Source organism: Azospirillum sp. B506, from assembly GCF_000333595.1.
GTDB lineage: Bacteria > Pseudomonadota > Alphaproteobacteria > Azospirillales > Azospirillaceae > Azospirillum.
The window spans coordinates 1-22,243 of the sequence record NZ_BADK01000730.1 but is presented as its reverse complement, the minus strand read 5'-3'; the positions used below and the strand labels follow the sequence as shown (position 1 = coordinate 22,243).

Below are 22,243 nucleotides of genomic sequence, written 5' to 3'. Positions count from 1 at the left end.
CTGAACATGGACGACGCCGGCGAAGTGGCCGGCGCCGCCGCCATGGCAATGATGATCGTCCTCACCTCCGCTGGTGTGCGGGCGCTGCATGCCCTGCTGTCGCGGGCGTTGCAGGCGCGGACCCAGGCATGGCGGCGGCGCTGAGGCCGCTGGCTTCGCCCACCTCCCGCGCCAGATCCAGGAAGGCGCGGACCACCGCCAGCCGGCGCCGTTCGCGCAGGCAGACCACATATTCGTCCATCTCGATCTCGGTACCGGCGATCGGCAGCAGGACCAGCCGACCGTCGCCGGTGAATTCCGCTGCCGAGGTGAAGCCGATGCCCAGCCCCGCTGCCACCGCCTCCACCACCGCCTCACGGCTTTGAATCTCGATGAGGGCGGCCGGCGTGACCTCCGCCGCCGCCAGCGTCCGTTCGACCAGCCGGCGGGTCATCGATCCCGGCTCGCGCAGCACCAGCCGTTCCGCTGCCAGATCCCTCAGCGCCACCGCCCGTCGCCGTGCCAGCGGATGCGTCTTCGGCACCAACACCCGCACCGGATCGCGCCGCAGGGGCAGCACGAAAAGCCGTGAATCCCCCGGCACGTCGGCCAGCACCGCCACGTCGATGCGCGTTTCCATCAGCCCTTCCAGCATGGTCCGGGAATTGCCGACCGCCAGCGTCACCGTCGGTCCCGGATGGGTGCGGGTGAAGCGGGCGATCAGCGGCACCGCATGGAACGGCCCGTCCGCGCCCACCGCCAGCGTGCCGCCATCCAGATGCCGCACCCCGGCCAGCAGTTCCATCGCCTCCTGCTCCGCCGCGAACAGGCGGCGGGTGACGGCGAACAGCGCAGTACCGGTCTCGGTCAGCGCCACCTGACGGTTGCCGCGGTCGAACAGGGTGACGCCATAGGTCTCCTCCAGCGCCTTCACCTCCTGCGAGCAGGTCGGCTGCGTCACGTTCAGCAGGCGGGCCGCCTTGGTGAAGCCGCCCTCCGTCGCCACCGCATGGAAGGCACGGAGCTGGGCGAAATTCATTGATTTCATCTATGGACCCATAGGTCGAATGGATTGGCTTTATGATAGGCGAACCGGCGTCATGGGGCCATTCCGACAGTCGCGGTTTCCCTTCTCCTGCGGGATTTTCCCTGATGCCTGACACTGTGCCCTACCTGCTGACTCCCGGTCCGCTGACCACCTCCGCCACCGTCAAACAGGCGATGCTGCGTGACTGGGGATCGCGCGACGGCCGCTTCATCGCGCTGAATGCCGGCATCCGCGACCGGCTGGTGAGGCTGGCCGGCGGCAATGCCGACAGCCATGTCGCGGTACCGGTCCAGGGTTCCGGCACCTTCGCGGTGGAGGCGATGATCGGCACGCTGGTGCCGCGCGCCGGCCGGCTGCTGGTGCTGGTCAACGGCGCCTACGGCACCCGCATGGTCCGCATCGCCGAGGTGGCCGGCCGGTCCGTCACCGCATTGGAGACGGCAGAGGATCTGCCGGTGTCGCCCACCGCCCTGGCCGAAGTGCTCGGCGCCGATCCGGCGATCAGCCATGTCGCCGTCGTCCATTGCGAAACCACCTCCGGCATCCTCAACCCGATCTCGGCTGTCGCTGAAATCACCCGGTCCCGCGGCCGCGCCCTGCTGATCGACGCCATGAGCGCCTTTGGGGCGCTGGCGCTCGACATGTCGGCGCTCGGTGCCGTCGCGGTCGCGGCATCCTCCAACAAATGCCTGGAGGGGGTGCCGGGGATGGGCTTCGTCATCGCCCGCCGCGATGCGCTGGAAGCTGCCAAGGGCAACGCACACTCGCTGTCGCTCGACCTGCACGACCAATGGCGCGGCTTCGAGGCGAACGCGCAGTGGCGCTTCACCCCACCCACTCATGTGGTCGCCGCCTTCGCCCAGGCACTCGACGAGCATGAGGACGAAGGCGGCATCGAGGGGCGCGGCGCCCGCTATCGCGCCAACGCCGCCATCCTGATCGACGGCATGCGGGCGCTGGGGTTCGAGACGCTGCTGCCCGACCATCTGCAAGCCCCGATCATCGTCACCTTCCGCATGCCGGCCGACCCGGCCTTCGTCTTCGCCGACTTCTACGACCGGCTGCGGGAGCGCGGCTTCGTCATCTATCCCGGCAAGCTGACGGTGGCCGACAGCTTCCGCATCGGCTGCATCGGCCGGCTGGGAGCGGAGGAGATGACCGCCGCCATCGCCGCCATCCGTAACACCCTGTCCGAGATGGGCGTCGCCTCCGGTGCTCCCTGACTGTTTCACCTGCTCGAAAGCCCGATCCGATGAGTTTCGTCTACTCGCGCCGCTACACCGGCCCGCTCCAGGCCGTCATCCTCGACTGGGCCGGGACCACGGTCGATCATGGCTGCCTCGCCCCGGCGGGCGCCTTCATGGAAGCCTTCCGCCGCTCCGGCGTCTCGATCACGCTGGATCAGGCGCGCGGTCCGATGGGCATGGCCAAATGGCACCACATCCAGGCGATCACCCGGATGGGGCCGGTGGCCGAGTCCTGGACCGCCGTCCATGGTGCCGCCCCGACCGACGCCGATGTCGACCGCCTCTATGAGACCTTCCTGCCGCTTCAGGTGGAGGTGGTGGCGCGACATTCCGACCTGATCCCCGGTGCGGCGGAGACGGTCGCCGCCATGCGGGCGCGCGGGCTGAAGATCGGCTCGACCACCGGCTATCCGCGTCCGGTGATGGATGTGGTGCAGCGGGTGGCGGCGGCGCAGGGCTATACGCCCGACATCACGGTCTGCGCCGGTGAGACACCGGCCGGCCGGCCCGGTCCTGCGATGGCTCTGCGCTGCGTCGTCGAGCTGTCCATCTCGCCGGTGGAGTCCTGCGTCAAGATCGGCGACACCGTCGTCGATGTCGAGGAGGGGCTGAACGCGGGAATGTGGACCATCGCGGTCGCCGACACCGGCAATGAGGTCGGCCTGCCGCTTGCCGACTGGCAGGCGCTGGCGCCCGAGCGGCGCGACGCGCTGCATGCCACGGCATCCGACCGGCTGGCCCGTGCCGGCGCCCATTACGTGGTGCGGTCGCTGGCCGAGGCGCTGCCGCTGCTCGATGCCATCGAGGCCCGGTTGGCGCGTGGCGAGAAGCCGTGAACACGGCCCCGGCCGCTATGGGCAGGGCCGCCATCGACAACGCCGACATTGTCGTGGTCGGTGCCGGCATCCTGGGATTGGCCGTCGCCTGGGCAATTGGGCGAGCGTTGGGACCTGACGGCGGCCGGTCGGTTCTGGTGGTCGACCGTCATCCGCCTTCGACCCAGGCCACGGCACGGGCGGCTGCCCTGCTGACACGGGCCCGCGGCGATGCGGCGACGGCGGCGCTGGTGCGGGACACCTATGACGCCATCGCGAGCCTGGAACAGGAACTGGGTGAGGATCTCGGGCTGCGGCGGGTCGGCACTCTGCATGTCGCCGCAAGTCCGGCGCATGTCGAGTCCCTGCGTTCCCTGGTCGCCGGCAGTGGCGATCCGGTGGAATGGCTGGAGGGGGAGGGGGCTGCGCGCCTCGCCCCCTGCCTGTCGGCGGAGGCTGTCGGGCGCGCCGCCCTCATGCCGCTGGACGGCTTCATCGACCCGGTCCGGCTGGCCGACGCCTACCGCCGTTCCGCCCGCCGCGCCGGTGTTCGGATCAGGACCGGTCTGTCCGTCCAGGCGCTCCGGCTGCATCGTGGCCGCATTGCCGGGCTGGAGACCGACCAGGGCTTCATCGCCGCACCGGTCGTGGTGAATGCCGCCGGTGCCTGGGCGGCAGGACTGGCCCGGTCCGCCGGGGTCGGGCTGCCGCAGGCGCCGGTGTGCAGCCAGTATTGGATCACCGAACCCCGGCCCGATCTTTTTCCCCGCGACCTGCCGGTGCTGGTCATGCCCGATGCCGGCGCCTATGCCCGGCCGGACCTGGGCGCGCTGCTGTTCGGGTTGCGCGGGCGCCGGTCGCTGGCGCTCGATCCGCTGCTGCTTCCCCCCGACACGGCCGGGCTCGATCTCGGTGATTCCGACGGTGGCCTGGAAACGTTGGAGGAGGGCTGGCAGGCGTTGGCGCGGCTCTGTCCGCCGCTGCTCGAGGCGGGGATCGCCCATTACGTTTCCGGCCTGTCCACCTACACCGCCGACGGCCGCTTCGTGCTGGGGCCGGTCGAGGAGGTGGCGGGGCTGTTCATGGCGACCGGCTGCTGCGGCGCCGGCATCGCAGCGTCGGGAGGCATCGGCCGGGCGATGGCGGCAGCGGTGCTTGGCCGGCCGGGAGCGGTGGACCTCGCTCCCTTCGCACCCGGCCGGCTCGGCCCGGTCGATCCCTTCTCCCAGGCGCTGCGCGACGCCTGCGCCGCCGCGCGGTCCGGCAAGACCGCCGGCTGACGGGCCAACCAACCGAAAGATGACAGGATGCAGCCCGACCGTTCCGAAGGCGACGTCAATCTGGGGCCGCGACGGGCACGCTGGATGGCGGAGGCGCTCGGCCCCAAATCCCGGGCGCTGGTGGAGCGCGATGCCGGCGCCTTTCTGAGACAGTCCCTGTCCACCCCCTGCCTGTCGGCGATCCGCCGGGCCGAGGGCATCTGGATCGAGGACATGGACGGCCGTCGTTTCATGGATTTCCACGGCAACAGCGTCCATCACATCGGTTACGCCCACCCAAGGCTGGTGGCGGCGCTGAAGGCGCAGATGGACGAGCTGTCCTTCGCGCCGCGCCGCTTCGCCTGCGAACCGGCGGCGGAGTTGGCGGAGCGGCTGGCCGCAATCGCTCCGACCGGTCCCGGCAGCCGCGTGCTGTTCGCGCCCGGCGGGTCGGAGGGGATCGAGATCGCGCTGAAGCTGGCCCGTGTCGCCACCGGCCGTTTCAAGACCGTCTCCTTCTGGGACGCCTTCCACGGCGCCGGCTTCGGTGCCTCCGCTGTCGGCGGGGAAGCGTTGTTCCGTTCGCACGGGATCGGTCCGCTGCTGCCGGGGACCGAGCATGTGGCACCCTTCGCCTGCGCCCATTGTCCCTATGGCTTCGACCCCGCCCCCGGCGGCGGTCCCGACCTCGCCGCCTGCCGGATGACCTGCGCACGCATGCTGCGCTATGTGCTGGAGAAGGAGGGGGACGTCGCAGCCGTGGTGGCGGAGCCGGTGCGTGCCGTGCCCTATGTGCCGCCGCCGGGCTTCTGGGCGGAGGTACGGCGGGCCTGCGATGATGGCGGCGCCTTGCTGATCTTCGACGAAATTCCGACCGGCCTCGGCAAGACCGGCAGCCTGTTCAGCCACGAGCCGTTCGGTGCGCGGCCTGACATCCTGGTACTGGGCAAAGCGCTGGGCGGAGCCATGCTGCCTTTGGCCGCGGTGATTGCCCGTCCCGGACTGGACGTCGCCGCCGACCGTGCGCTCGGCCACTACACCCACGAAAAGAACCCGCTGCTCGCCCGTGCCGGCCTGACCACCCTGGACATCATCCGGGATGAAGGGTTGGCCGACCGCGCCGCGACCTTGGGCACCCATGCGCTGGATCGCCTTCGCGAACTGACCGCAGCCTTGCCGGGGATCGCCGACATCAGGGGTGCCGGACTGCTGATCGGGGTGGAACTGGCCGACCATGACGGCCGCAGCGGTAGCGATCGGGCGGAGGCGGCTTTCTACGCGGCACTGGCTGCCGGTGTCAGCCTGAAGATCTCGCAGGGAACGGTTCTGACCCTCTCCCCACCGCTGACCATTGCCGAAGCCGATCTGGAGCAGGCACTGGCAATCGTTGCCCAGGCGATCGCGACAATGGCATGATGACGCTTGCATGAATTTTCAAGAGCTTAAGCAACCATCCCATCGCGATGGTGGTTGTTCGACCGGCCACCTCTGGCGTCAGACAACCAAATGAGGCTGACCGTGACGGACACTACACTGCCTCCCGGCGTGCCTTCGTCGCACCGCCCGGATCTGCACAAGAAGCCACATTCCGTCCTGCCGGTGGCGTTCCTCGTCGTATTGGCCGCCGGTCTCGGCTATGCGGTCCATGGCTTCGTCACCGACCTGCAGCGGGTCGACCAGCCGCCGCTGGCGATCGGAGCTTTCCTGCTGCTCGGCTTGGCTCTGCTGATCGCGCTGGGCTTCGAGTTCGTCAACGGCTTCCACGACACCGCCAACGCCGTCGCAACCGTCATCTACACCCACAGCATGCCGCCGATTCTGGCGGTGCTGTGGTCGGGCGCCTTCAACTTCCTGGGCGTGCTGCTCTCGTCGGGCGCGGTGGCCTACAGTGTCATTACCCTGCTGCCGGTGGAGCTGATCCTGCAAGTGGGCAGCAGCGCCGGCTACGCCATGATCTTCGCCCTGCTTGTCGCCGCAATCGTCTGGAATTTGGGAACCTGGGCGCTGGGGCTGCCCAACAGCTCCTCCCATGCCCTGATCGGCTCGGTCATCGGCGTCGGCTTCGCCAACCAGTTGATGGCGCCGGACGGGCAGGCGACTTCCGGCGTCGAGTGGGGGCAGGCCTTCGGCGTGCTGCAGGCCCTGCTGTTCAGTCCAGTGATGGGTTTCGTCCTGGCCGCTGTGCTGCTGCTGGTCCTGAAGCACGCGGTCCGCAACCGGCGCCTGTTCGAGCCAGCCGATCCCAGCCGCCCGCCGCCGCTGTGGATCCGCGGGGTGCTGATCCTGACCTGCACCGCGGTGTCCTTCGCCCATGGCGGCAATGACGGGCAGAAGGGCATGGGGCTGATCATGCTGATCCTGATCGGCGCGGTGCCCACCGCCTATGCGCTGAACCGCACCATGCCCGACGGCACCACCCCGGCCTTCCTGGAGACGACCCACCGGGCCGAAGCGGTCCTGCGCTCGCATGCCGACGGGCGGCAGCCGGCATCGGCGGAGGAGGCGAGGGGGATGGTCGGCGACGCCCTGCGGACGAAGGAGCTGAACCGGCCGGAGGTCTATGGCGCGCTCGCCGTGCTGTCCGCCGACATCGCGCAGGGCGTGCAGAGCTACGGCGCCATTAAGCATGTGCCGGCGGAAGCGACGTCCAACATGCGCAACGACATGTATCTGGCCGCCGATGCCGTCCGTCTGCTGTCGAAGGCCGGCGCCAGCCTGCCCGATGACGAAGCGAAGACGCTGAACTCCTATCGGGAGGCACTGAACGCCGGCACCCGCTTCATTCCCGACTGGGTGAAGTTCTCGGTTGCGGTGGCGCTCGGGCTTGGCACCATGGTCGGCTGGCGCCGCATCGTCGTCACTGTCGGCGAGCGGATCGGCAAGCAACATCTGGCCTACGCCCAGGGCGCCTCGGCGGAGATCGTCGCCGCTGCCACCATCGGGTTGGCGGAGGTCTATGGCCTGCCGGTGTCGACCACCCACATCCTGTCGAGCGGCGTCGCCGGCACCATGGCGGCGAACGGCTCCGGTCTGCAATGGAGCACCGTGCGCAACATGGCAATGGCCTGGGTGCTGACGTTGCCGGCAGCCATGACCTTGGCCGGCGTGCTGTACTACCTCCTCCGTCATTTGTTCTGAGCCTTGCATGCCGAAAGACGGGAAGGTGCTTCATCCAACTGTTTTCGTGCCTCGGGGTGAGCTGAGCTGAGCTGATGTGGTGGAAGGGCCGTCCGCTACATCGACTCAGTTCAACGGTTGCGGACGCCCGCAAGGAAGAAGTTGACCTCGCCTCTGAGCGTCTCGGCTTGAGCCGACAGCTGTCGCACGGTTTGCAGGAATTCGAAGGCGGCTGTGTTGCCCTGGCTGGCCGCGGCATTCACGCCGGCAATGCTTTCTGCAACCTCCTGCGTCCCTTGAGCCGCCTGTTGGACGTTGCGGCTGATCTCGCGGGTGGCCGCCCCCTGTTCCTCGACCGCCGAGGCGATGGAGGTGGACGCTTCGTCAATGGTGGCGATGATGCGTCCAACCTGCTTGATTTCCTGAACCGCTTCGGCGGTTGCCGACTGAACGGTGGCGACCTGGTTTGCGATGTCCTCGGTGGCCTTGGCCGTCTGGTTGGCGAGTTGCTTGACCTCGCTCGCTACGACCGCGAACCCCTTGCCGGCCTCACCGGCACGGGCGGCCTCGATGGTGGCATTGAGCGCGAGCAGATTGGTCTGGCTGGCGATGGAGTTGATCAGCTCGACCACCGCACCGATGCGCTCGACCGCCGCAGCCAGACCTTCGACCTTTCCGTTGGCCCGATCGGCAACAGCCACGGCATCGTGTGCAATCTTCGACGAATCCCCGACCCGCCGGCTGATCTCGCCGATGGAAATGGACAGCTCCTCCGTGGCGGCCGCCACCGTCTGGACATTCGCCGAGGTCTGTTCGGTGGCGGCGGTGACGGTGCCCGCCAACTGGCCGGTGTGGTCGGCAACGCGGGTCATGTCCTGCGCCCGGCGCTCCATCTCCTCGGCCTCTTTGGCGACAGCCTGGATGACACCGCCGACAGCGTCTTCGAAGCCATCGGCGAGCAGGAGCATGGACTTGCGCTTCTCCTCCTCGGTGCGGGCCGTCATGGCTTCCCGTTCGGCAGCGAGTTGGACATTCTCGGCCATGTTGTGCCTGAAGACGAGCAGTGCCTCGGCCATCGCTCCGATCTCGTCCGAACGCCCCTGCGCGGGGATGTCGCACGCCAGATCGCCATCGGCGAGCCGGCGCATCGCCGCGGTGATCTGGGTGATCGGCCGTGCGACGAGGCGATAGATCAGCGCCCCCACCATCGCCAGCAACACCATGACGGTTCCGATGACCGACAGGGTCAAGATGCGTCGAAAATCGTTCAGCGGCGCCATGATCTTGGCACGATCCATGGTGATGCCGACATACCATTGGGCTGAGGACAGCCCCTTGATGGGAAAGAAGCTGGTCATCGCGGCACCGTCGATGGAGAACTGGCCGGCCCGTGTCGGATCGACGGCAGGATCCAGCTTCTTCAGAACCTTGGAGGCATCGGGATGGACCAGGACCGTGCCGTCTGCGTCCATGAGGAAGGCATAGCCGTTGCCATCCAAAGCCATGCCACTGAGAAAATCGGTAACCCGCGACAGATCAAGGTCGGCGCCGGCCACCCCGGCCAATCCCTCGGTGCCGGCGACTGCGCGCGCGATGGTCATTGTCAGCCGCCCGGTCGAGGCGCTGAGGTAGGGCTTCGTCAGCACTGTCCGTTTTTCACCGACGGCGCTTTCGTACCAACCGCGCTTGCGCGGGTCATACCCATCCGGCAACGTCGCACTGGGTTCACGGATGAAGACGCCGTTCTGGCGACCGAAATAGACCGGGGAGAAGCTGTCGGTCAATGCCTTCGACCGCAACAAGCTATCGACGCCGGTCGTCGCGCCATTGACCTGGATCGCTTCGGCGAGATTTTCGAGGAGACGCTGACGGCCTTCGAGCCAAGTCGCGATGTTGATCGAAGCGGATTGGCCGACCAATCGCACCTGCGATTCCACGCCTTGCAACAGCGTGCGCTCCGCAATGGAGGCGCTGAAGGTGGCAAGAGCGCCGATGCCGACGATCATCAGCAGGGATGCTGCGATCAGGATCTTGTAGACGAATTTGGATCTTTTACGACCGCCACGCTCGGCCGAAACAGCAATCATCTCACTCTCCGCAGCCATCCGGGGACGGCAAGGCATGTGTCCCGCTTCTCTTCCGATCACCCTATGATCAAAGCGGTTTTCGGTCGGGAGTTACGGGCAATGAGACTTTGAAGTCGAATTAAACTTTCATGGCAGAGCACTGGATGTTTGTTTGACGTGCAGTTCCGTTTTGAATGATTCAATGATTGCTCAAAACGCAGCCTGTTCTCGACGCCTGAACTGTCGAAGTATTATTGCCCTTTGCGGGCAGTGTCGAACCGAGCGTGTCGGCCGCGCGCCGCGCGCCGCGCGCCGCGGGATCGGGATCTATCGGTCCGCATAAGGGATCAGCGATAGCCGCGCCATTCCTTGACCGTCCAATCCGCCACGGTCTGTGCCGCGTCGGCGAGCCAGTCTTCCGGCTGCCGGCGGAGATGGCGGCGGATGGTGTGGACATCGGCATCGGCGGCGTGGACCGCCGCCAGCTCGGCCGCCATCGCGACGACCAGCTTGTTGCGATGGGATTTATTGATTTCGTCGAAGTCGAGCTTTCGGTCGTTGGGTGACAGCCGTCGGACGGCATGGCCGGCACCATAGACGAGCGTTGGGTCCGGCGAGCGGTTTTGCCCGGTTGCCATACGCTGCGCCAGTCCCGCTTCCCGACCCGCGGCCCAGCAGGATGGCATCACGCCCTTGATCTCGACGGCGACGGGGCCGCCGCGGTAGATGCCGGAGGCTGCGAAGCGCGGTCGCCCCAGACCGCCGGCGCCGGCCGTGCGGGGTGCGATCTTCCGGTCGGACAGGTCGCCCGGCAGTGCCGCAAGCAGGAGGGCTTCGAATTCAGGCGGTTCGACCGGTGCGGGTTGTGCGTCACGGAGCTTGTTCCAGTACCTGATGCGATCGTCGTTCGTTGCCTCGAACAGGGCGCGCAGCCAGAGCCGATCGCCCTCCAGGACGATCGGTTGCGGGGTCATCAGTGCTTTCCTGTAGGAGTCCAGGAGGGTGTCGGCCAGCTGACCGGCGTCCAGCCCGTCGTCAGCCACCAGGATGCTGGCGCATAGCCGGACCAGATCGAGCGCGTAGGGCAGGCGGGCGGCCTCGTCATAATCGTTGATCCCCCAGACCAGCCGGAACTGGGCGTCGCGCCACAATCCGAAATTGGCGGCATGGGCATCGCCGACCGAGGCCGCCAGCGGCGCCCCCATCAGGTCCGGGCACAGCGCCGCCGCGCATTCGGCCCAGCGCCAGCAGGTCGCGCGCAGGAAAAGAAAGGCGCTCTTGCGCATCTTGTCATGCTTGAGGTCGAGATCATCCAGGCGGAACGCCGTGCCGAAATGCGCCCGGAGTGCGGCTTCGTAGCGGTCGATGGAGGTGGTCAGGTCAGGTGGGGACATCCATCCTTCTCCCGCTCGAATTGCTGCAAGAGAGCCGGACCAGCACTCCGGACCAGCTCGGCTGCGATGGCCAGCCCGGCCTGACCCCATGCCTTCGTGCCGATCCGCCAACGGCCTTCAGTTCCGGAACGGGATGGTCCGTCCGGGTTGGCCGGCCTTGGCCTTGGTGTAGGCGACACCATGGACCTTGATGCTTTTGGCGTCGAGCAGGGTGATGATGCCGCCCCGGTTGGACAAGGCAACCGGTGGCTCGATCGGCACTGTCATCGTCACCGCCCGGGGCGGTCTCGCCGGCAAGCGTCATCGTGTTCTTCTGCTTGTCCTTGATCGTCCACCCGTCAGGGAAGCCGCCGAACACACCGCAGGTGACAAGATGTTGGGCGAATTGACGACGGTCCAAGCACTTTCTTCGATGGCATCGCAACCATAAGCGTCCGGATGTAACCTCAAAGCTTCAAGGCGGACCGTCCGGTAGCCCTCAGCATCGCCGGGCAGAAGATGCATTTGGGCCTGCTGCCGAAACGACATCCGAACGATCTCGGTTCTCGCCATCGGGACCGTCGAGTCCGGCCACCAGAGTATATCCGGATTTGGTGAGGCTGAAGGCGCCGTCGCTGATCGTGACCCATCCGCGGCTGACCAGATCGTTGCATTGGCGGCGTTCCGCTGCGCCCAATGTTCTGAGAACCACCGGTCCCCCGAGCATCCTGGTCATCAGTTCCACACAGTCGGGCGTCATCCTCCTCATAAACTTTGCCTGTATTCCGCGCGCTCAGCCAGCCTGCAATGTCCCGACAAAGCGGTCGACTTGCACTTGGAGTTCATGAACGCTGCGTTCCAGTTCCTGAATGCCGCCATGCAGGGTCGCAGCCGCGGTGCCGTTGCGTTGCGCGGAGCCGGCAACGGTGTGAACATTCAGGCGCAGGCGCTCGGTGCCCTGGGCGGCCTGCTGGACGGCACGGCTGATTTCCGTCGTCGCCGCATTCTGCTGTTCGACGGCTGCCGCAATCGACGCGCTGATGCTGTTCAACTGGTCCATGACGCGCGAGATATCGCCGATCTTGCCGGCGGCATCCCCGGTCGATGCCTGGATCGCCCCGATCAGGGCGGAAATCTCCTCAGTCGCCTTGGCGGTCTGACCCGCAAGATTCTTCACCTCGGTTGCGACCACTGCGAAACCCTTGCCGGCCTCGCCCGCCCGCGCCGCTTCGATGGTGGCGTTCAGCGCCAGCAGGTTGGTTTGCCCGGCGATGGAGGTAATGAGGGTCAGAACGTCTCCGATCCGACCGGCATCGCCGACGAGCCGGTTCATGAGATCGACCGTGGCGGCGACCTGTCGGCTGGCACCCTGCGATTCGGCCTGCGAGCTTTGCGCCTGGATGGAGATCTCGCGAATCGACGCGGCCAGCTCCTCCACAGCCGCGGCCACGGTCTGCACGCTGCTGCTGACCTCCTCCGACGTGTGGGCGACAGTCTGGCTGACCGTGGCATTCTCGCCGGCACTGGCCGCCACCTCGCCGACCGACAGGCCCATGGACGAGGATGTCCTGTTGACGTCCGTCAGCAGGCGCCCGACATCGCGGTCGAAGGTTTCGGCGACCGAGGTCAGCGCGTGTTGACGCTGCCGTTCGGCTTCCTCGCGCAGGCGCAACTGCTCGGCTTCCAGCCGGCGCCGCTCGATGGCGTTTTCCCGGAAGGTCTGTACGGCGAAAGCCATCTTGCCGACCTCGTCCTCCCGGCCGGTGGCCGGAACGTCGACGTCGGTTTCTCCGGCGGCAAGTATACTCATCACACGGGTCATCTGTGCGATCGGACGGGTGACGGTTCGGACGATGGCGCCCAGGACGCCGCAGATCACCAGGACCGACAGCAGAGCGGCCAGCGCGATGATCGCCGTGGTCGTGCGGATGTCGTTCTGGATGCGCTGGGTCGACAGCCTGACCTGGAGCGTTCCGATCTCTGTCGCTTTCGCGCCCTCGCTGCGCGTCACGGGAGCCGTGCCCACGATCCCGGTCTCGGACTGCGGGGCCGTGGCGCCGTGCGCGGCGAAGACCTTGCCGTCCTTATCCTTGATGGAACTGCCGACATAGTCGGGATCGGCCGACAATGCTGCAAGTAGGGCCGACGCCGCACTGCCATCCATGTTCCACAGGGCCTCACCAGCCCCCCCGGCAAGAGCCGTCGCGATCATCTGCGCCCGTTCCGTAAGCCCGTTGCGGGCAATGGTCATGTTCATGTAGGCGACGCCGGTCATCGTGGCGAGGGCGAGAGCGACGAAGAGGGCGGCGATCGGCAACAGAACGCGGACCGTAAGATTGCGGCGGTAGAGTCCGAACATCGCTACTCCTTTTGACCCGGCAGCCCCGGCGATGCCGGGACCCCGTCCATCATCTTCGAGACTGCCCCTGTCTCCGGGATTGCAGCGGGGGCTGACCGGGGGACACCGCTATTGCGTGAGCGCCGACAGGTGCTGTTTCTGGAGGGTACCGATGTCGATCTTCTTCAGTCCTTCGGCAAAGATCGCAGCCCACTTCTGCCCTTCGGGCTTGGTGTTGAAGGCGACGTGCAGCGTCTTCGCTTCGAGGATCGGGCCGAATTCGACCTTGTCCTGAAGAGGCTTCAGTTCTGCGGTGTTGCGCATCAGGTAGGAAAAGACATAGCGGTCGATTTCCGCCGCTTCGATCCGGCCGGCGGCGACCTTGCGGATGTTGGTGGTATCGTCCACCACCGCTTCCGGCTTCAGGCCGTTTGCCGCTATGGCATCGCCCACCGGCTTGGCATTCACATAGCCATTGACCACGCCCAGCTTCAGGTGGGCCAGGCCGGAGGGGCTGGTGTCGGCGATCCTGGCACCGGCCGGAACGATCAGGCCGAGCGGGCTGTCGCCGATCGGGTCGGAAAGGGCGAAGCCATCGAGTTCCGCCGGATATTCCGGGAAATACCCAACGACGCCGGGCTCTTCCTTGGCGCTGTGAACGGCGCGCTGCCAGGGCAATACGTCAATGCTGACCGTATGTCCCATTGCTTTGAACGCTTCGCGGACCACGATGCTGGAGAAGCCATTGTCCGGCAGCGAACCGGAATAAGGGGGCCATTCCAGGGTCGTCAGGCGAACCGTATCCGCCTTGGCTCCGGCGGCCGACATCAGGACGGTTCCGGTCAGGAAAAGAGTGAGACCTGTCAGTCTTCCAATCACGGCAATACTCCTTGGACGGCCAGAACCTGGATCAAGCACAGGACAGGAGGGCGGAGGGACGCTTTGTGAAATTCACTGCGACAGTGTCGATTCCGCTTAATTAATTGCCCGTTACCAAAATAAGCCTCTTGGTTTTTTTCATGGAAAATTCATTATTCATTTGCTGTTCGCGTTCATATGGAGGTGATTGAATTTGGGTTTCATTTTTATTTCGAGCATCACCAAACCGTCATCCAATATTCATTCCGACGCAAAGCAGGTCTGCGACAGTGCGGCCAGGTCGGTCCTGACGAGGCGAAGCCCGATGCCCTTTCTGCTGATCGTGCTGTTTGTCGTGGCCATGGTTTCACCCGGTCGGGCTGAAACCCCGGCGGATCGCCAGTTCGCCATCATCTTCAACAACACCAAGACGGACGGCGGATTCAACGAACTGGCTCTGCGCGGCCTGCAGCGCTTCAAGATCGAAACCGGCCTCGATGCGCGGGAGAACATCATCCGCACCGAGGAAGAGAGCGTCCAATCGATGCGGAACTTCGCGCAGTATGGAATCCGCAACATCCTGCTGATCGGCTTCGTCAATGAAGGCGCCGTTTCGACGGTGGCGCAGGAGTTTCCCGAGGTGCATTTCACGCTGATCGACGGCCGGGTCGATCTGCCAAACGTGCGCTCCGTTCTCTTCCGCGAGGACGAGGCCGCTTATCTGGTCGGCATGGCGGCGGGATTGGCGAGCCGCACCGGTACGGTCGGCTTCATCGGTGCGGTGCCGATTCCGCCGATCAAGCGCTTCGAATGCGGGTTCGTCCAGGGCGTGCTGGCGACCCGTCCATCGGCCCGACTGCTTCGCCGCTTTCTCGGCAGCGACGCGAACGCATTCCGGGACAAGGACGCCGCGCACAGCATGGCGGAGCACCTGGTCGCCGAAGGCGCCGACGTCGCTTTCGCCGCCGCCGGTTATGCCGGGATCGCCGTGCTGGAAACGATGGCGGCAGCCGGGCGTTTGGGAATCGGCGTGGACACGAACCAGAATGGCCTGTTTCCCGGCCATGTCCTGACATCGGCGCTGAAACGGGTCGACATCGCCGCCTATCTTGCCTTGAAAGATGCGCATGAGGGCAAATGGACCGCCGGTGTGCAGTATCTGGGGCTGGCGGAGCAAGGTGTGGATTGGGCGAGGGACGACGCGAATGCCACCCTGATCGCTGGCCTGGTCTCCCGACTGGAAGCGGCAGCGGTGGACATCGCTGGCGGAAGGTTGGCCGTGCGGCCCGCCGAACTGGCCGACGCCTGCCGCTGAATTGGAGTACGATCGTTTCAGGCCGAATCGCCTGAAACGTGACTTACACGCACAACAAAAAGTTCAGAGTCAGTCTGATGTGTCAATAGGCATCGGACGGACTCTGAATGCCGCGTGTTTGCCGGCAATCCCTTCCGCGGCCGGTTCCAAGCAACCATCGAGGATAGCCATGCCATCGTCTGTGGATGATCTTGCAGTCCAGCACCGAAAGCCCCAGCCGTGACCATGCAGAGTTCATCCGCTTCGGGCACTTCGGCGGTTTCCTGCGCTATGGCGCGGATCCGCGCCCCATTGTCGGAGAGCCTGATGGTGCGGACTGTCGGGATGATCTGTCTTCCCCTGCTGCTGGGGGTTGGTCTGGCGGTGGCGGTTGCGATCAGCTTTTCCAGTCGGGACGCCCGGACTGCGCTGGAGGCCAGGGCCCGGCAGACGGTTGCTCTTCTGGCAGGTGGGGTCGGCGACGCGCTGTGGAACGTCGACCGGGTGGCGGCACAGGCGATCCTGCGACCTCTGTCCGAAGACCCTGACTTCGTCGGAGCGCTCATCATCGAAAGTGGCGGTTCGGTCTTCCTCCGGCTGGGGGATGCCGGCCCATCGCGCAGTGGGCTGATCGTGGAACAGGTTTCCCTGATCAGACCGGCCGCAGGCGGCCAGGCCGGGGAACCGGGCGGGGGGCAGCGGATCGGGCAGTTGCAGCTTTGCTTGACGACCGCGCGTGCGGAGCAGATCATCAACAGCCGGGCCTGGGCCATCGCCTTGAGCGGATTGGGCCTGCTGGCTGCGGTGTGTGGCCTGCTGGCGGTCATCGTCCGTGGCGTCACCTTGCCCATCCGTCAGATGACCGATGGTATGGCGGTGCTGGCGGCCGGACGGGTCGATCTGGAGATTCCGCGGGTCGACCGCCGCGACGAGGTCGGACGGATGGCGGCGGCGCTCGGCACCTTGAAACAGCATGCGGCGGAGCGACTGGAGTTCATCGAGCAACAGGCCCGCCATATGGAGGTGATCGAAGAGATCGTCGCCAAACGCACCGAGGAGTTGAGCGCCGCGCTGGAAACCTTGAAGCGGGCGCAGAACGAACTGATCCGCTCCGAGAAGCTGGCGGCCCTCGGCGGCATGGTCGCCGCCATTGCGCATGAGATCAACACGCCGATCGGGAACGGTCTGACGGTCGCGACGACGCTTTCCGAAAAGATCTCGGAATTCCAAGCCATTCTCGAGGGAAAGGAGCTGCGTCGCTCGGTTATCCGGGATTATTCCGGCAGCTTCGGCACGGCCAGCCAGCTGCTGGTCGGCAATCTGCTGCGCGCGTCCGAATTGATCGGCCGTTTCAAGCGCGTGGCCGTCGACCAGACCGGGGAGCTGCGCCGTCGCTTCGAGCTTGACGTCGTCTGTGGCGAGGTCGTCGCCATGCTGCGGCCGACCTACAGGCATTCTCCGGTATCCCTCGACCTGCACTTGCCGGCCGGCGTCGTGATGGACAGCTTTCCGGGGGCTCTTGGCCAAGTGCTGACCAATCTGATGACGAATGCCATGATCCACGCCTTTGCCGACGCGACGGTGGCGGGGACCATCACCATCGCCGCGGTGCTGGAGGGTGACGGCCGGCATGTGACCCTGACGGTAGCGGACGACGGGGCGGGCATTCCGGCGGCGGTTCTGCCGCGGATCTTCGACCCGTTCTTTACGACCAAGCTCGGGTCGGGCGGCAGCGGGCTTGGCCTGCACATCGTCTATGCGATTGTCATGCGGGTTCTCGGCGGGGTGGTGGCGGTGGAGAGCCAGATCGGCCAGGGTACCCGCTTTACGATGGTCCTGCCGCTGGTGGCTCCGCAACAGTCCGAGCAGGATGCCGCTGAAGAGGCGGTGGCCATGCCGTCCTGACTGACCGGTTCCGGCCCGGGCTTCCGGTTCAGGAAGCGGTTGCGGGCCGATGGACCGGTGCGCTGTCCAGCATCCAGCGCTCGAACTGCTGGGCCGGCATCGGCCTGGCGTAAAGATAGCCCTGCGCGGCGTCGCAGCCGAGCGACCGCAGGATCTCTTCCTGCTCGGCCGTCTCGACCCCTTCGGCGAGGACGGTCATTCCCAGCTCGTGGCCGACCTTCACGATGGTCGCGGCAATGCTGCGGCTTTCCGGGAGGGTTCCGAGATCCGTCACGAAGGAGCGGTCGATCTTGAGAACGGAGGCGGGGAGCTGTTGCAGCCGCGACAGCGACGAGTAGCCGGTGCCGAAATCGTCGATGGCGATGCTGAAGCCCATGCTGCGCAGAGTCCGGACTGTCGCGAGAACCTGATCGTTCTCCATGGCATGGCTTTCGGTGATCTCCAGTTCGATGTCGCGCGGCTCGGCGTTGCAGGCGGAGAGGATGCGGTCGGCGCTGCGGACGAAGCTTCCATCGCGCAACTGCCGCACCGAGACGTTGACCGCCATGCGAAGCCGTCCGACGGCACCGTCGCGCCAGTGGACCTGATGCAGGCAGGCCTGCTGCAGGACCCATTCGCCCAGACTGAGGATGTGGCCGGCATCTTCGGCAACCGGAATGAACTGGTCGGGCCTTACCCAGGTTCCCTCCGGCAGCTGCCAGCGTAGCAGGGCCTCGCTGCCGAAGGCGATCCCGTCCGATAGGGCGATCTGCGGCTGGTAGACCAGGGAGAACTGCCCGTTGGCTTGTGCTTCGGCAAGGCGGCTGACCAGCGAGAGCCGCCCGCTCAGTTCCTCCTCCATCGCCGGGTCGAAGCGCAGGATGCGGCCACGCCCGCCGCGCTTGGCCCCCTTCAGCGCCATCCCCGCCCGTCGGACCAACCTGTGGACATCCGGCTCCTGGTCGTCGGCCAGGACATAGCCACCCGAGATGCGGATGTCGATGGGGTGCCCGTTGATGGCGAAGGGATCGACGAAGCACAGTTCGATGGCCCGGACGAGATTCCGGTGATCGAGCGGCTGTTTCAGCCAGACCAGCACCCCGAACATGTCGCTGGCGATCCGGCTGACCGCGTGCCGGTCGCTGAACACCGAGCACAGACGGTTGGCGACCGCCAGCAGCAGGCGGTCGCCGGTCTCGTGACCGAGACCGTCGTTAACCGACTGGAAATGGTCGAGGTCGAGGAGAAGGACCGCCAGCACGCCGCTCGATGCGGACTGGCGCGCAATCCGGTTGCCGATCTCCTCCAGGAACAGGGTGCGGTTGGGCAACCCCGTCAGCGTGTCGTAGTAGGCGAGCGACCGGACATCGTCCAGGAGGGAAACATTGTCGAAGCCGAGCGCGACATTGGAGCAGAAGACCTCCAGCAGGCGCCGAACGTCCGGACCGATCTCCCGGCCCGTTGCGACGTAGATGGCCAGATCATCCCCGGATTGGCCGGGAATATAGAGCACCGTGACGCTGTCAAGATAAACGCTCCGCTTCTCTTCCAGTGCCGAAGCGATCAGAGTACGCAGCGGCTCGTCTTCAACATGGCTGAGACGTGTGCCTGACAGGTGTCGGAAAGGACCAGCCGCTGCAAGGATGAGCGGTTCCTGGCCGTCGCCGATCCTGGTGGCCGCCGAAGGTGCAACACGGGCGAGGACGAAACCGCTTGCCTCGACATCGAGAAGCCCGCCGAGTTGCAGCAGGATGCCCTCACAGAAGGAGCGCAAGGAACTGCGTCGGAACAGACCCGCGGAGGCTGCGATTATCCGCTCCAACCCCTTGCGGCTCATCTCAAGCGCATGGATGTGGCTGTATGCTCGCAAGGCCGTGAAAAGCGATGTCAGCAACCGGTTCCGCGTCAGTTCCGACTTTGTCCTGTAATCGTCGATGTCATAGTCACGGATCACCGCCAACTCGGGTGCGTAGCCCGGCTGGCCGGTGCGCAGGATGATCCGCAATGCGGTCAGCTTCAGCTCCTCACGGATAATGCGGACGAGCTTCAATCCCGCATCCGGTGTCTCCATTACGACATCAAGCAGGATGACGGCAAAATCGCTATCCTCCCGCAGAATGGCATAGGCTTCCTCTGCTGATTTTGCGTGAGTCAGTTCCAGCCGGCGACCAAGGAACTCCAGATCATGAAGCGAGTACTTGGTCGAAGCATGTACGACCTCGTCGTCATCAACCAGCAACAGGCGCCATACCCGCCCTGTCGCCACGTCACCGATCTGGCCGTCATCTTCGATTACATCAAGTATGTCGTTATCAGTGGATGCTTCCATTGATGACCGCCCAGATCCCACCTGTTCCAACGGTGCCAAATTATTACCTTGGAGGGTGTGCGATCATGGCGGAATAATGAAAGTTATATGACGGCCATTGGGACGCAACGGTCGTCACCGGTTGCCAGCCAACCTTGATGCCGGCAAGATTCTCCAGGTGATATGGTTGTCGATTGGCCTTTCACGCGCGACGCTTTAAAGCTCGGAAAGCTGCGAAACAATCGTGCTGATGCTCGGATCGGCCGGGAGCGTCAACCCATCGCGCGCCTTGCGGGATTCCGCAAGGATCCAGTCGCGAAAGGCCTGCGTTCGGGGATCGTCCAACCGACTTTCGTGGATCAGCAGGTAATATTCGCCGGCGCTGCGCACTTCGGACGGCAGCGGCATCGCCAGTTCGGCGCGGCGGTCGTACTGCGCCAGCAGGATGTCGGGCACGATGGCGATCCCGCGGCCCTGGCGGGCGGCGTCCAGCGACATGAAGAAATGGCCGAACTCCAATTCGCCCCCTGCTTCTCTACCGTCAGCGCGGCCTCCAGTCGCCCTCAGCCAGTCGGGCCAGGCGTGGCGGCGGCTGGAGGTGTGGATCAGCGGCAGGCGCACCACCGGCCGCCCGTCCTCCAGCATTGCCTCGCCCGCAAGTGCTGGCGCGCAGGCCGGGCGGAGGATGTCGGGGAACAGCTCGTCCGCCTGCACGCCGTCCCAGCTCGTCACCATGTCCAGGTCGATGCGCGGCTGTCCGCGCTCATAGCGGCGGCCTGGGATGCGGCCGACCCGGATCGCGATGTCGGCCTCGTGCGCCAGCAGGTTCGACGGCTCGATCGACGAGATGATCCGCACCTCGACGCCGGGGTTGGCCTGGGTGAACAGATGCAGGCGCGGCATCAGCCACAGCGACGCGATGGTCGGCAGGATCGAGATGGTCAGTGTGCGCGTCGTCCGCGACCGGCCGATCCGCTGCGCCGAGCGCTCCAGCTCACCCAGGCAATCGCGGACGGTGCGGGCGAAATCCTCCCCCTCCGGCGTCAGTTCGATGCGCCGGGTCATGCGGCGGAACAGCTGGCAATCCAGCGCCAGTTCCAGGTCGCGCACCTGCCGGCTGATCGCGCCCTGGGTCAGGTGCAGCTCGTTGGCCGCCAGTGTGAAGGAGAGGTGGCGCGCGGCGGCGTCGAACCCGCGCAGGGTGTTGAGCGGCGGAAGCGGTCGTTTCGGCATCGGCGTGGCCTCCCATGGATGAGCCTAGGTCATGCATAGGGGCCGAACAAGTCGTTTGTGAGTGCCAGTATCCTCCGGCACGCTTCCCGTCACTGAACCGTCAGAGTTCAAAAGAAACAGGGCAAGCGCGAGGGTTACCGTGACACGAACAGCCATGACACGACAGACAAGGGGCGATCCCGGTAAGAACTGGACGCTCGAAGTCAACGGCATCGCCAAGAATTACGGGGCGACCTGCGCGCTCCGCAACGCCTCGTTGCGGCTGCGGCCGGGAAAGGTCCATGCGCTTCTTGGCGAGAACGGCGCCGGCAAGAGCACGCTGGTGAAGATCGTCGTCGGCGCGATCCAGCCCGACCGTGGGCGGATCGCGCTGAACGGCATTCCGACCCGTTTCTCCGGGGTGCGGCAGGCGATTGCCGCCGGGGTGATCCCGATCTACCAGCATCTCAGCCTGTTCCCCCATCTGTCGGTGCTGGAGAATCTGTCGGCCTTCGCCATCGCAGGCGCGGCGGGGCTGCGCGCCCGGCCGGCCCTGGTGCCGCGCGCCACGGCGCGCGTCTGGCTGGACGCGGTCGGCTTTGGCTGCAACCTCGATCTACCGGTCGAGCGGTTGTCCGTCGGCGAGCGCCACCTGGTGGAGATCGCCCGTGGGCTGGGGCAAGCGCTGCACCCTGCTGGTGCTGGACGAGCCGACCGCCGCCCTGACCCATGACGAGACCGACCGGCTGTTCGGCGTGGTCCGCCGCCTGTGCGCGGAGGGCACCGCCGTCCTCTTCATCAGCCACAAGTTCGACGAGATCGAGGCGCTGGCCGACGACGTCACCGTCCTGCGCGACGGCGTTGCGGTGATCGACGCCGAGCCGCTGGCCTCGCTCAGCCGCGCCGAGCTGGTCCGCGCCATGCTGGGCGACATGGTGGAGTCAGGCGACCGCGCGCTGCCGCAGCCGGGCGCCCCGGTGCTGACCGCGACCGGATTGCGGTTGGGACCCGCGGACGCTGCCATCGACATCACCGTGCGGGCCGGCGAGATCGTCGGGCTGGCCGGGCTGGTCGGGTCGGGCGCCCTGGAGCTGGCGGCAGCGCTGGCGGGGGCCCGGCCGGTCGCCGCCGGCACGCTCGCGGTGCGGGGGGAGACGCTGCCGCCGGGCGACCGCGCGCGGGCCGTCGCCGCCGGGGTCGGCTATGTTCCGGCAGACCGCCACGCCGAGGGGCTGTTCGGCCCGTTGGCGGCGCTCCAGAACGCCTCCTCCTCGACCGTCACGCTGTTCTCGCGCGGCGGGCTGCTGCGGCCGGGCGGCGAGGCGGCGGCGCTGATGCCCTGGTTGCGCCGGCTGAACCTGTACCCCTTCCAGCCGGAGCGGCCGGCCGCCGGATTCAGCGGCGGCAACCAGCAGAAGTTGCTGCTGTCGCGCATCTGGCGTGCC

The 22,243-nt window shown here is 66.2% G+C and carries 18 protein-coding genes; 10 read left to right on the top strand and 8 right to left on the bottom strand.

Going from position 1 to position 22,243, the window contains the following annotated elements:
• Positions 1-61: 61 nt before the first annotated feature.
• Positions 62-1,018: a LysR substrate-binding domain-containing protein gene (locus tag I71_RS22300; RefSeq protein ID WP_042698406.1), complete on the bottom strand. Its 957-nt coding sequence runs from the start codon at positions 1,016-1,018 to the stop codon at positions 62-64.
• 113 nt (positions 1,019-1,131) lie between these two features.
• Between I71_RS22300 and I71_RS22295 the strand changes: the two genes are divergently transcribed.
• The 5 genes from I71_RS22295 to I71_RS22275 all read left to right on the top strand — a co-directional run bounded on the left by I71_RS22295 (position 1,132) and on the right by I71_RS22275 (position 7,486).
• On the top strand, positions 1,132-2,250 hold the full coding sequence (locus I71_RS22295) for a 2-aminoethylphosphonate--pyruvate transaminase (RefSeq protein ID WP_042698403.1): 1,119 nt from the start codon (positions 1,132-1,134) through the stop codon (positions 2,248-2,250).
• 29 nt (positions 2,251-2,279) lie between these two features.
• Positions 2,280-3,110 (top strand): phosphonoacetaldehyde hydrolase, encoded by an 831-nt coding sequence (gene phnX, locus I71_RS22290; RefSeq protein ID WP_042698400.1) that lies wholly within the window; start codon positions 2,280-2,282, stop codon positions 3,108-3,110.
• The gene (locus tag I71_RS22285; RefSeq protein ID WP_244433988.1) at positions 3,107-4,369 is read left to right on the top strand and encodes an FAD-binding oxidoreductase; all 1,263 of its coding nucleotides are present in this window, start codon (positions 3,107-3,109) and stop codon (positions 4,367-4,369) included. Before phnX ends, I71_RS22285 begins: the two co-directional genes overlap by 4 nt.
• A 27-nt stretch (positions 4,370-4,396) precedes the next feature.
• The gene (locus tag I71_RS22280) at positions 4,397-5,764 is read left to right on the top strand and encodes an aspartate aminotransferase family protein (protein WP_042698394.1); all 1,368 of its coding nucleotides are present in this window, start codon (positions 4,397-4,399) and stop codon (positions 5,762-5,764) included.
• Positions 5,765-5,866: 102 nt separating this feature from the next.
• Positions 5,867-7,486 (top strand): inorganic phosphate transporter, encoded by a 1,620-nt coding sequence (locus I71_RS22275; protein WP_244433987.1) that lies wholly within the window; start codon positions 5,867-5,869, stop codon positions 7,484-7,486.
• A gap of 110 nt (positions 7,487-7,596) precedes the next feature.
• Here I71_RS22275 and I71_RS40040 read toward each other — a convergent pair whose 3' ends face one another.
• From I71_RS40040 to I71_RS22255, 5 genes are all read right to left on the bottom strand, one after another.
• Positions 7,597-9,552, bottom strand: a complete 1,956-nt coding sequence (locus tag I71_RS40040) for a methyl-accepting chemotaxis protein (RefSeq protein ID WP_042698388.1) — start codon at positions 9,550-9,552, stop codon at positions 7,597-7,599.
• 326 nt (positions 9,553-9,878) lie between these two features.
• The gene (locus I71_RS22265) at positions 9,879-10,925 is read right to left on the bottom strand and encodes a DUF2252 family protein (protein ID WP_042698384.1); all 1,047 of its coding nucleotides are present in this window, start codon (positions 10,923-10,925) and stop codon (positions 9,879-9,881) included.
• A gap of 117 nt (positions 10,926-11,042) precedes the next feature.
• Positions 11,043-11,192, bottom strand: a complete 150-nt coding sequence (locus tag I71_RS36275) for a hypothetical protein (protein WP_199902232.1) — start codon at positions 11,190-11,192, stop codon at positions 11,043-11,045.
• 505 nt (positions 11,193-11,697) lie between these two features.
• On the bottom strand, positions 11,698-13,263 hold the full coding sequence (locus tag I71_RS22260; RefSeq protein ID WP_042698381.1) for a methyl-accepting chemotaxis protein: 1,566 nt from the start codon (positions 13,261-13,263) through the stop codon (positions 11,698-11,700).
• A 108-nt stretch (positions 13,264-13,371) separates the two neighbouring features.
• Entirely contained in the window at positions 13,372-14,070 is a 699-nt protein-coding gene (locus I71_RS22255) for an ABC transporter substrate-binding protein (protein WP_042698378.1), read from the bottom strand.
• A 355-nt stretch (positions 14,071-14,425) separates the two neighbouring features.
• Between I71_RS22255 and I71_RS22250 the strand changes: the two genes are divergently transcribed.
• Entirely contained in the window at positions 14,426-15,415 is a 990-nt protein-coding gene (locus I71_RS22250) for a BMP family ABC transporter substrate-binding protein (protein WP_042698375.1), read from the top strand.
• 324 nt (positions 15,416-15,739) lie between these two features.
• Positions 15,740-17,299: a sensor histidine kinase gene (locus I71_RS22245; RefSeq protein WP_244433986.1), complete on the top strand. Its 1,560-nt coding sequence runs from the start codon at positions 15,740-15,742 to the stop codon at positions 17,297-17,299.
• 28 nt (positions 17,300-17,327) lie between these two features.
• Here the strand turns inward: I71_RS22245 and I71_RS22240 are convergent, their stop codons facing one another.
• On the bottom strand, positions 17,328-19,328 hold the full coding sequence (locus tag I71_RS22240) for a bifunctional diguanylate cyclase/phosphodiesterase (protein ID WP_244433985.1): 2,001 nt from the start codon (positions 19,326-19,328) through the stop codon (positions 17,328-17,330).
• Positions 19,329-19,463: 135 nt separating this feature from the next.
• Between I71_RS22240 and I71_RS40035 the strand changes: the two genes are divergently transcribed.
• The gene (locus tag I71_RS40035) at positions 19,464-19,610 is read left to right on the top strand and encodes a hypothetical protein (RefSeq protein WP_244433984.1); all 147 of its coding nucleotides are present in this window, start codon (positions 19,464-19,466) and stop codon (positions 19,608-19,610) included.
• Positions 19,611-19,802: 192 nt separating this feature from the next.
• Here I71_RS40035 and I71_RS22235 read toward each other — a convergent pair whose 3' ends face one another.
• The gene (locus I71_RS22235) at positions 19,803-20,819 is read right to left on the bottom strand and encodes a LysR substrate-binding domain-containing protein (RefSeq protein WP_049976251.1); all 1,017 of its coding nucleotides are present in this window, start codon (positions 20,817-20,819) and stop codon (positions 19,803-19,805) included.
• Positions 20,820-20,973: 154 nt separating this feature from the next.
• Between I71_RS22235 and I71_RS35135 the strand changes: the two genes are divergently transcribed.
• A complete protein-coding gene (locus I71_RS35135) occupies positions 20,974-21,531 on the top strand; it encodes an ATP-binding cassette domain-containing protein (protein ID WP_049976250.1) in 558 nt (185 codons plus the stop codon).
• On the top strand, positions 21,467-22,243 hold a 777-nt coding region (locus tag I71_RS35130), incomplete at its 3' end, for an ATP-binding cassette domain-containing protein (RefSeq protein ID WP_148294323.1). The genes I71_RS35135 and I71_RS35130, both read left to right, overlap by 65 nt.

Coding starts and splice junctions, on each gene's coding strand:
- I71_RS36275 (WP_199902232.1), bottom strand. CDS start 11,192: ATGACAGTGCCGATCGAGCCACCGGTTGCCTTGTCCAACCGGGGCGGC.
- I71_RS22300 (WP_042698406.1), bottom strand. CDS start 1,018: ATGAATTTCGCCCAGCTCCGTGCCTTCCATGCGGTGGCGACGGAGGGC.
- I71_RS40035 (WP_244433984.1), top strand. CDS start 19,464: ATGAAGCGAGTACTTGGTCGAAGCATGTACGACCTCGTCGTCATCAAC.
- I71_RS35135 (WP_049976250.1), top strand. CDS start 20,974: ATGACACGACAGACAAGGGGCGATCCCGGTAAGAACTGGACGCTCGAA.
- I71_RS22280 (WP_042698394.1), top strand. CDS start 4,397: ATGCAGCCCGACCGTTCCGAAGGCGACGTCAATCTGGGGCCGCGACGG.
- I71_RS22235 (WP_049976251.1), bottom strand. CDS start 20,819: ATGCCGAAACGACCGCTTCCGCCGCTCAACACCCTGCGCGGGTTCGAC.
- I71_RS22255 (WP_042698378.1), bottom strand. CDS start 14,070: ATGTCGGCCGCCGGAGCCAAGGCGGATACGGTTCGCCTGACGACCCTG.
- phnX (WP_042698400.1), top strand. CDS start 2,280: ATGAGTTTCGTCTACTCGCGCCGCTACACCGGCCCGCTCCAGGCCGTC.
- I71_RS22250 (WP_042698375.1), top strand. CDS start 14,426: ATGCCCTTTCTGCTGATCGTGCTGTTTGTCGTGGCCATGGTTTCACCC.
- I71_RS22260 (WP_042698381.1), bottom strand. CDS start 13,263: ATGTTCGGACTCTACCGCCGCAATCTTACGGTCCGCGTTCTGTTGCCG.
- I71_RS22245 (WP_244433986.1), top strand. CDS start 15,740: ATGATCTGTCTTCCCCTGCTGCTGGGGGTTGGTCTGGCGGTGGCGGTT.
- I71_RS22295 (WP_042698403.1), top strand. CDS start 1,132: ATGCCTGACACTGTGCCCTACCTGCTGACTCCCGGTCCGCTGACCACC.
- I71_RS22265 (WP_042698384.1), bottom strand. CDS start 10,925: ATGTCCCCACCTGACCTGACCACCTCCATCGACCGCTACGAAGCCGCA.
- I71_RS40040 (WP_042698388.1), bottom strand. CDS start 9,552: ATGATTGCTGTTTCGGCCGAGCGTGGCGGTCGTAAAAGATCCAAATTC.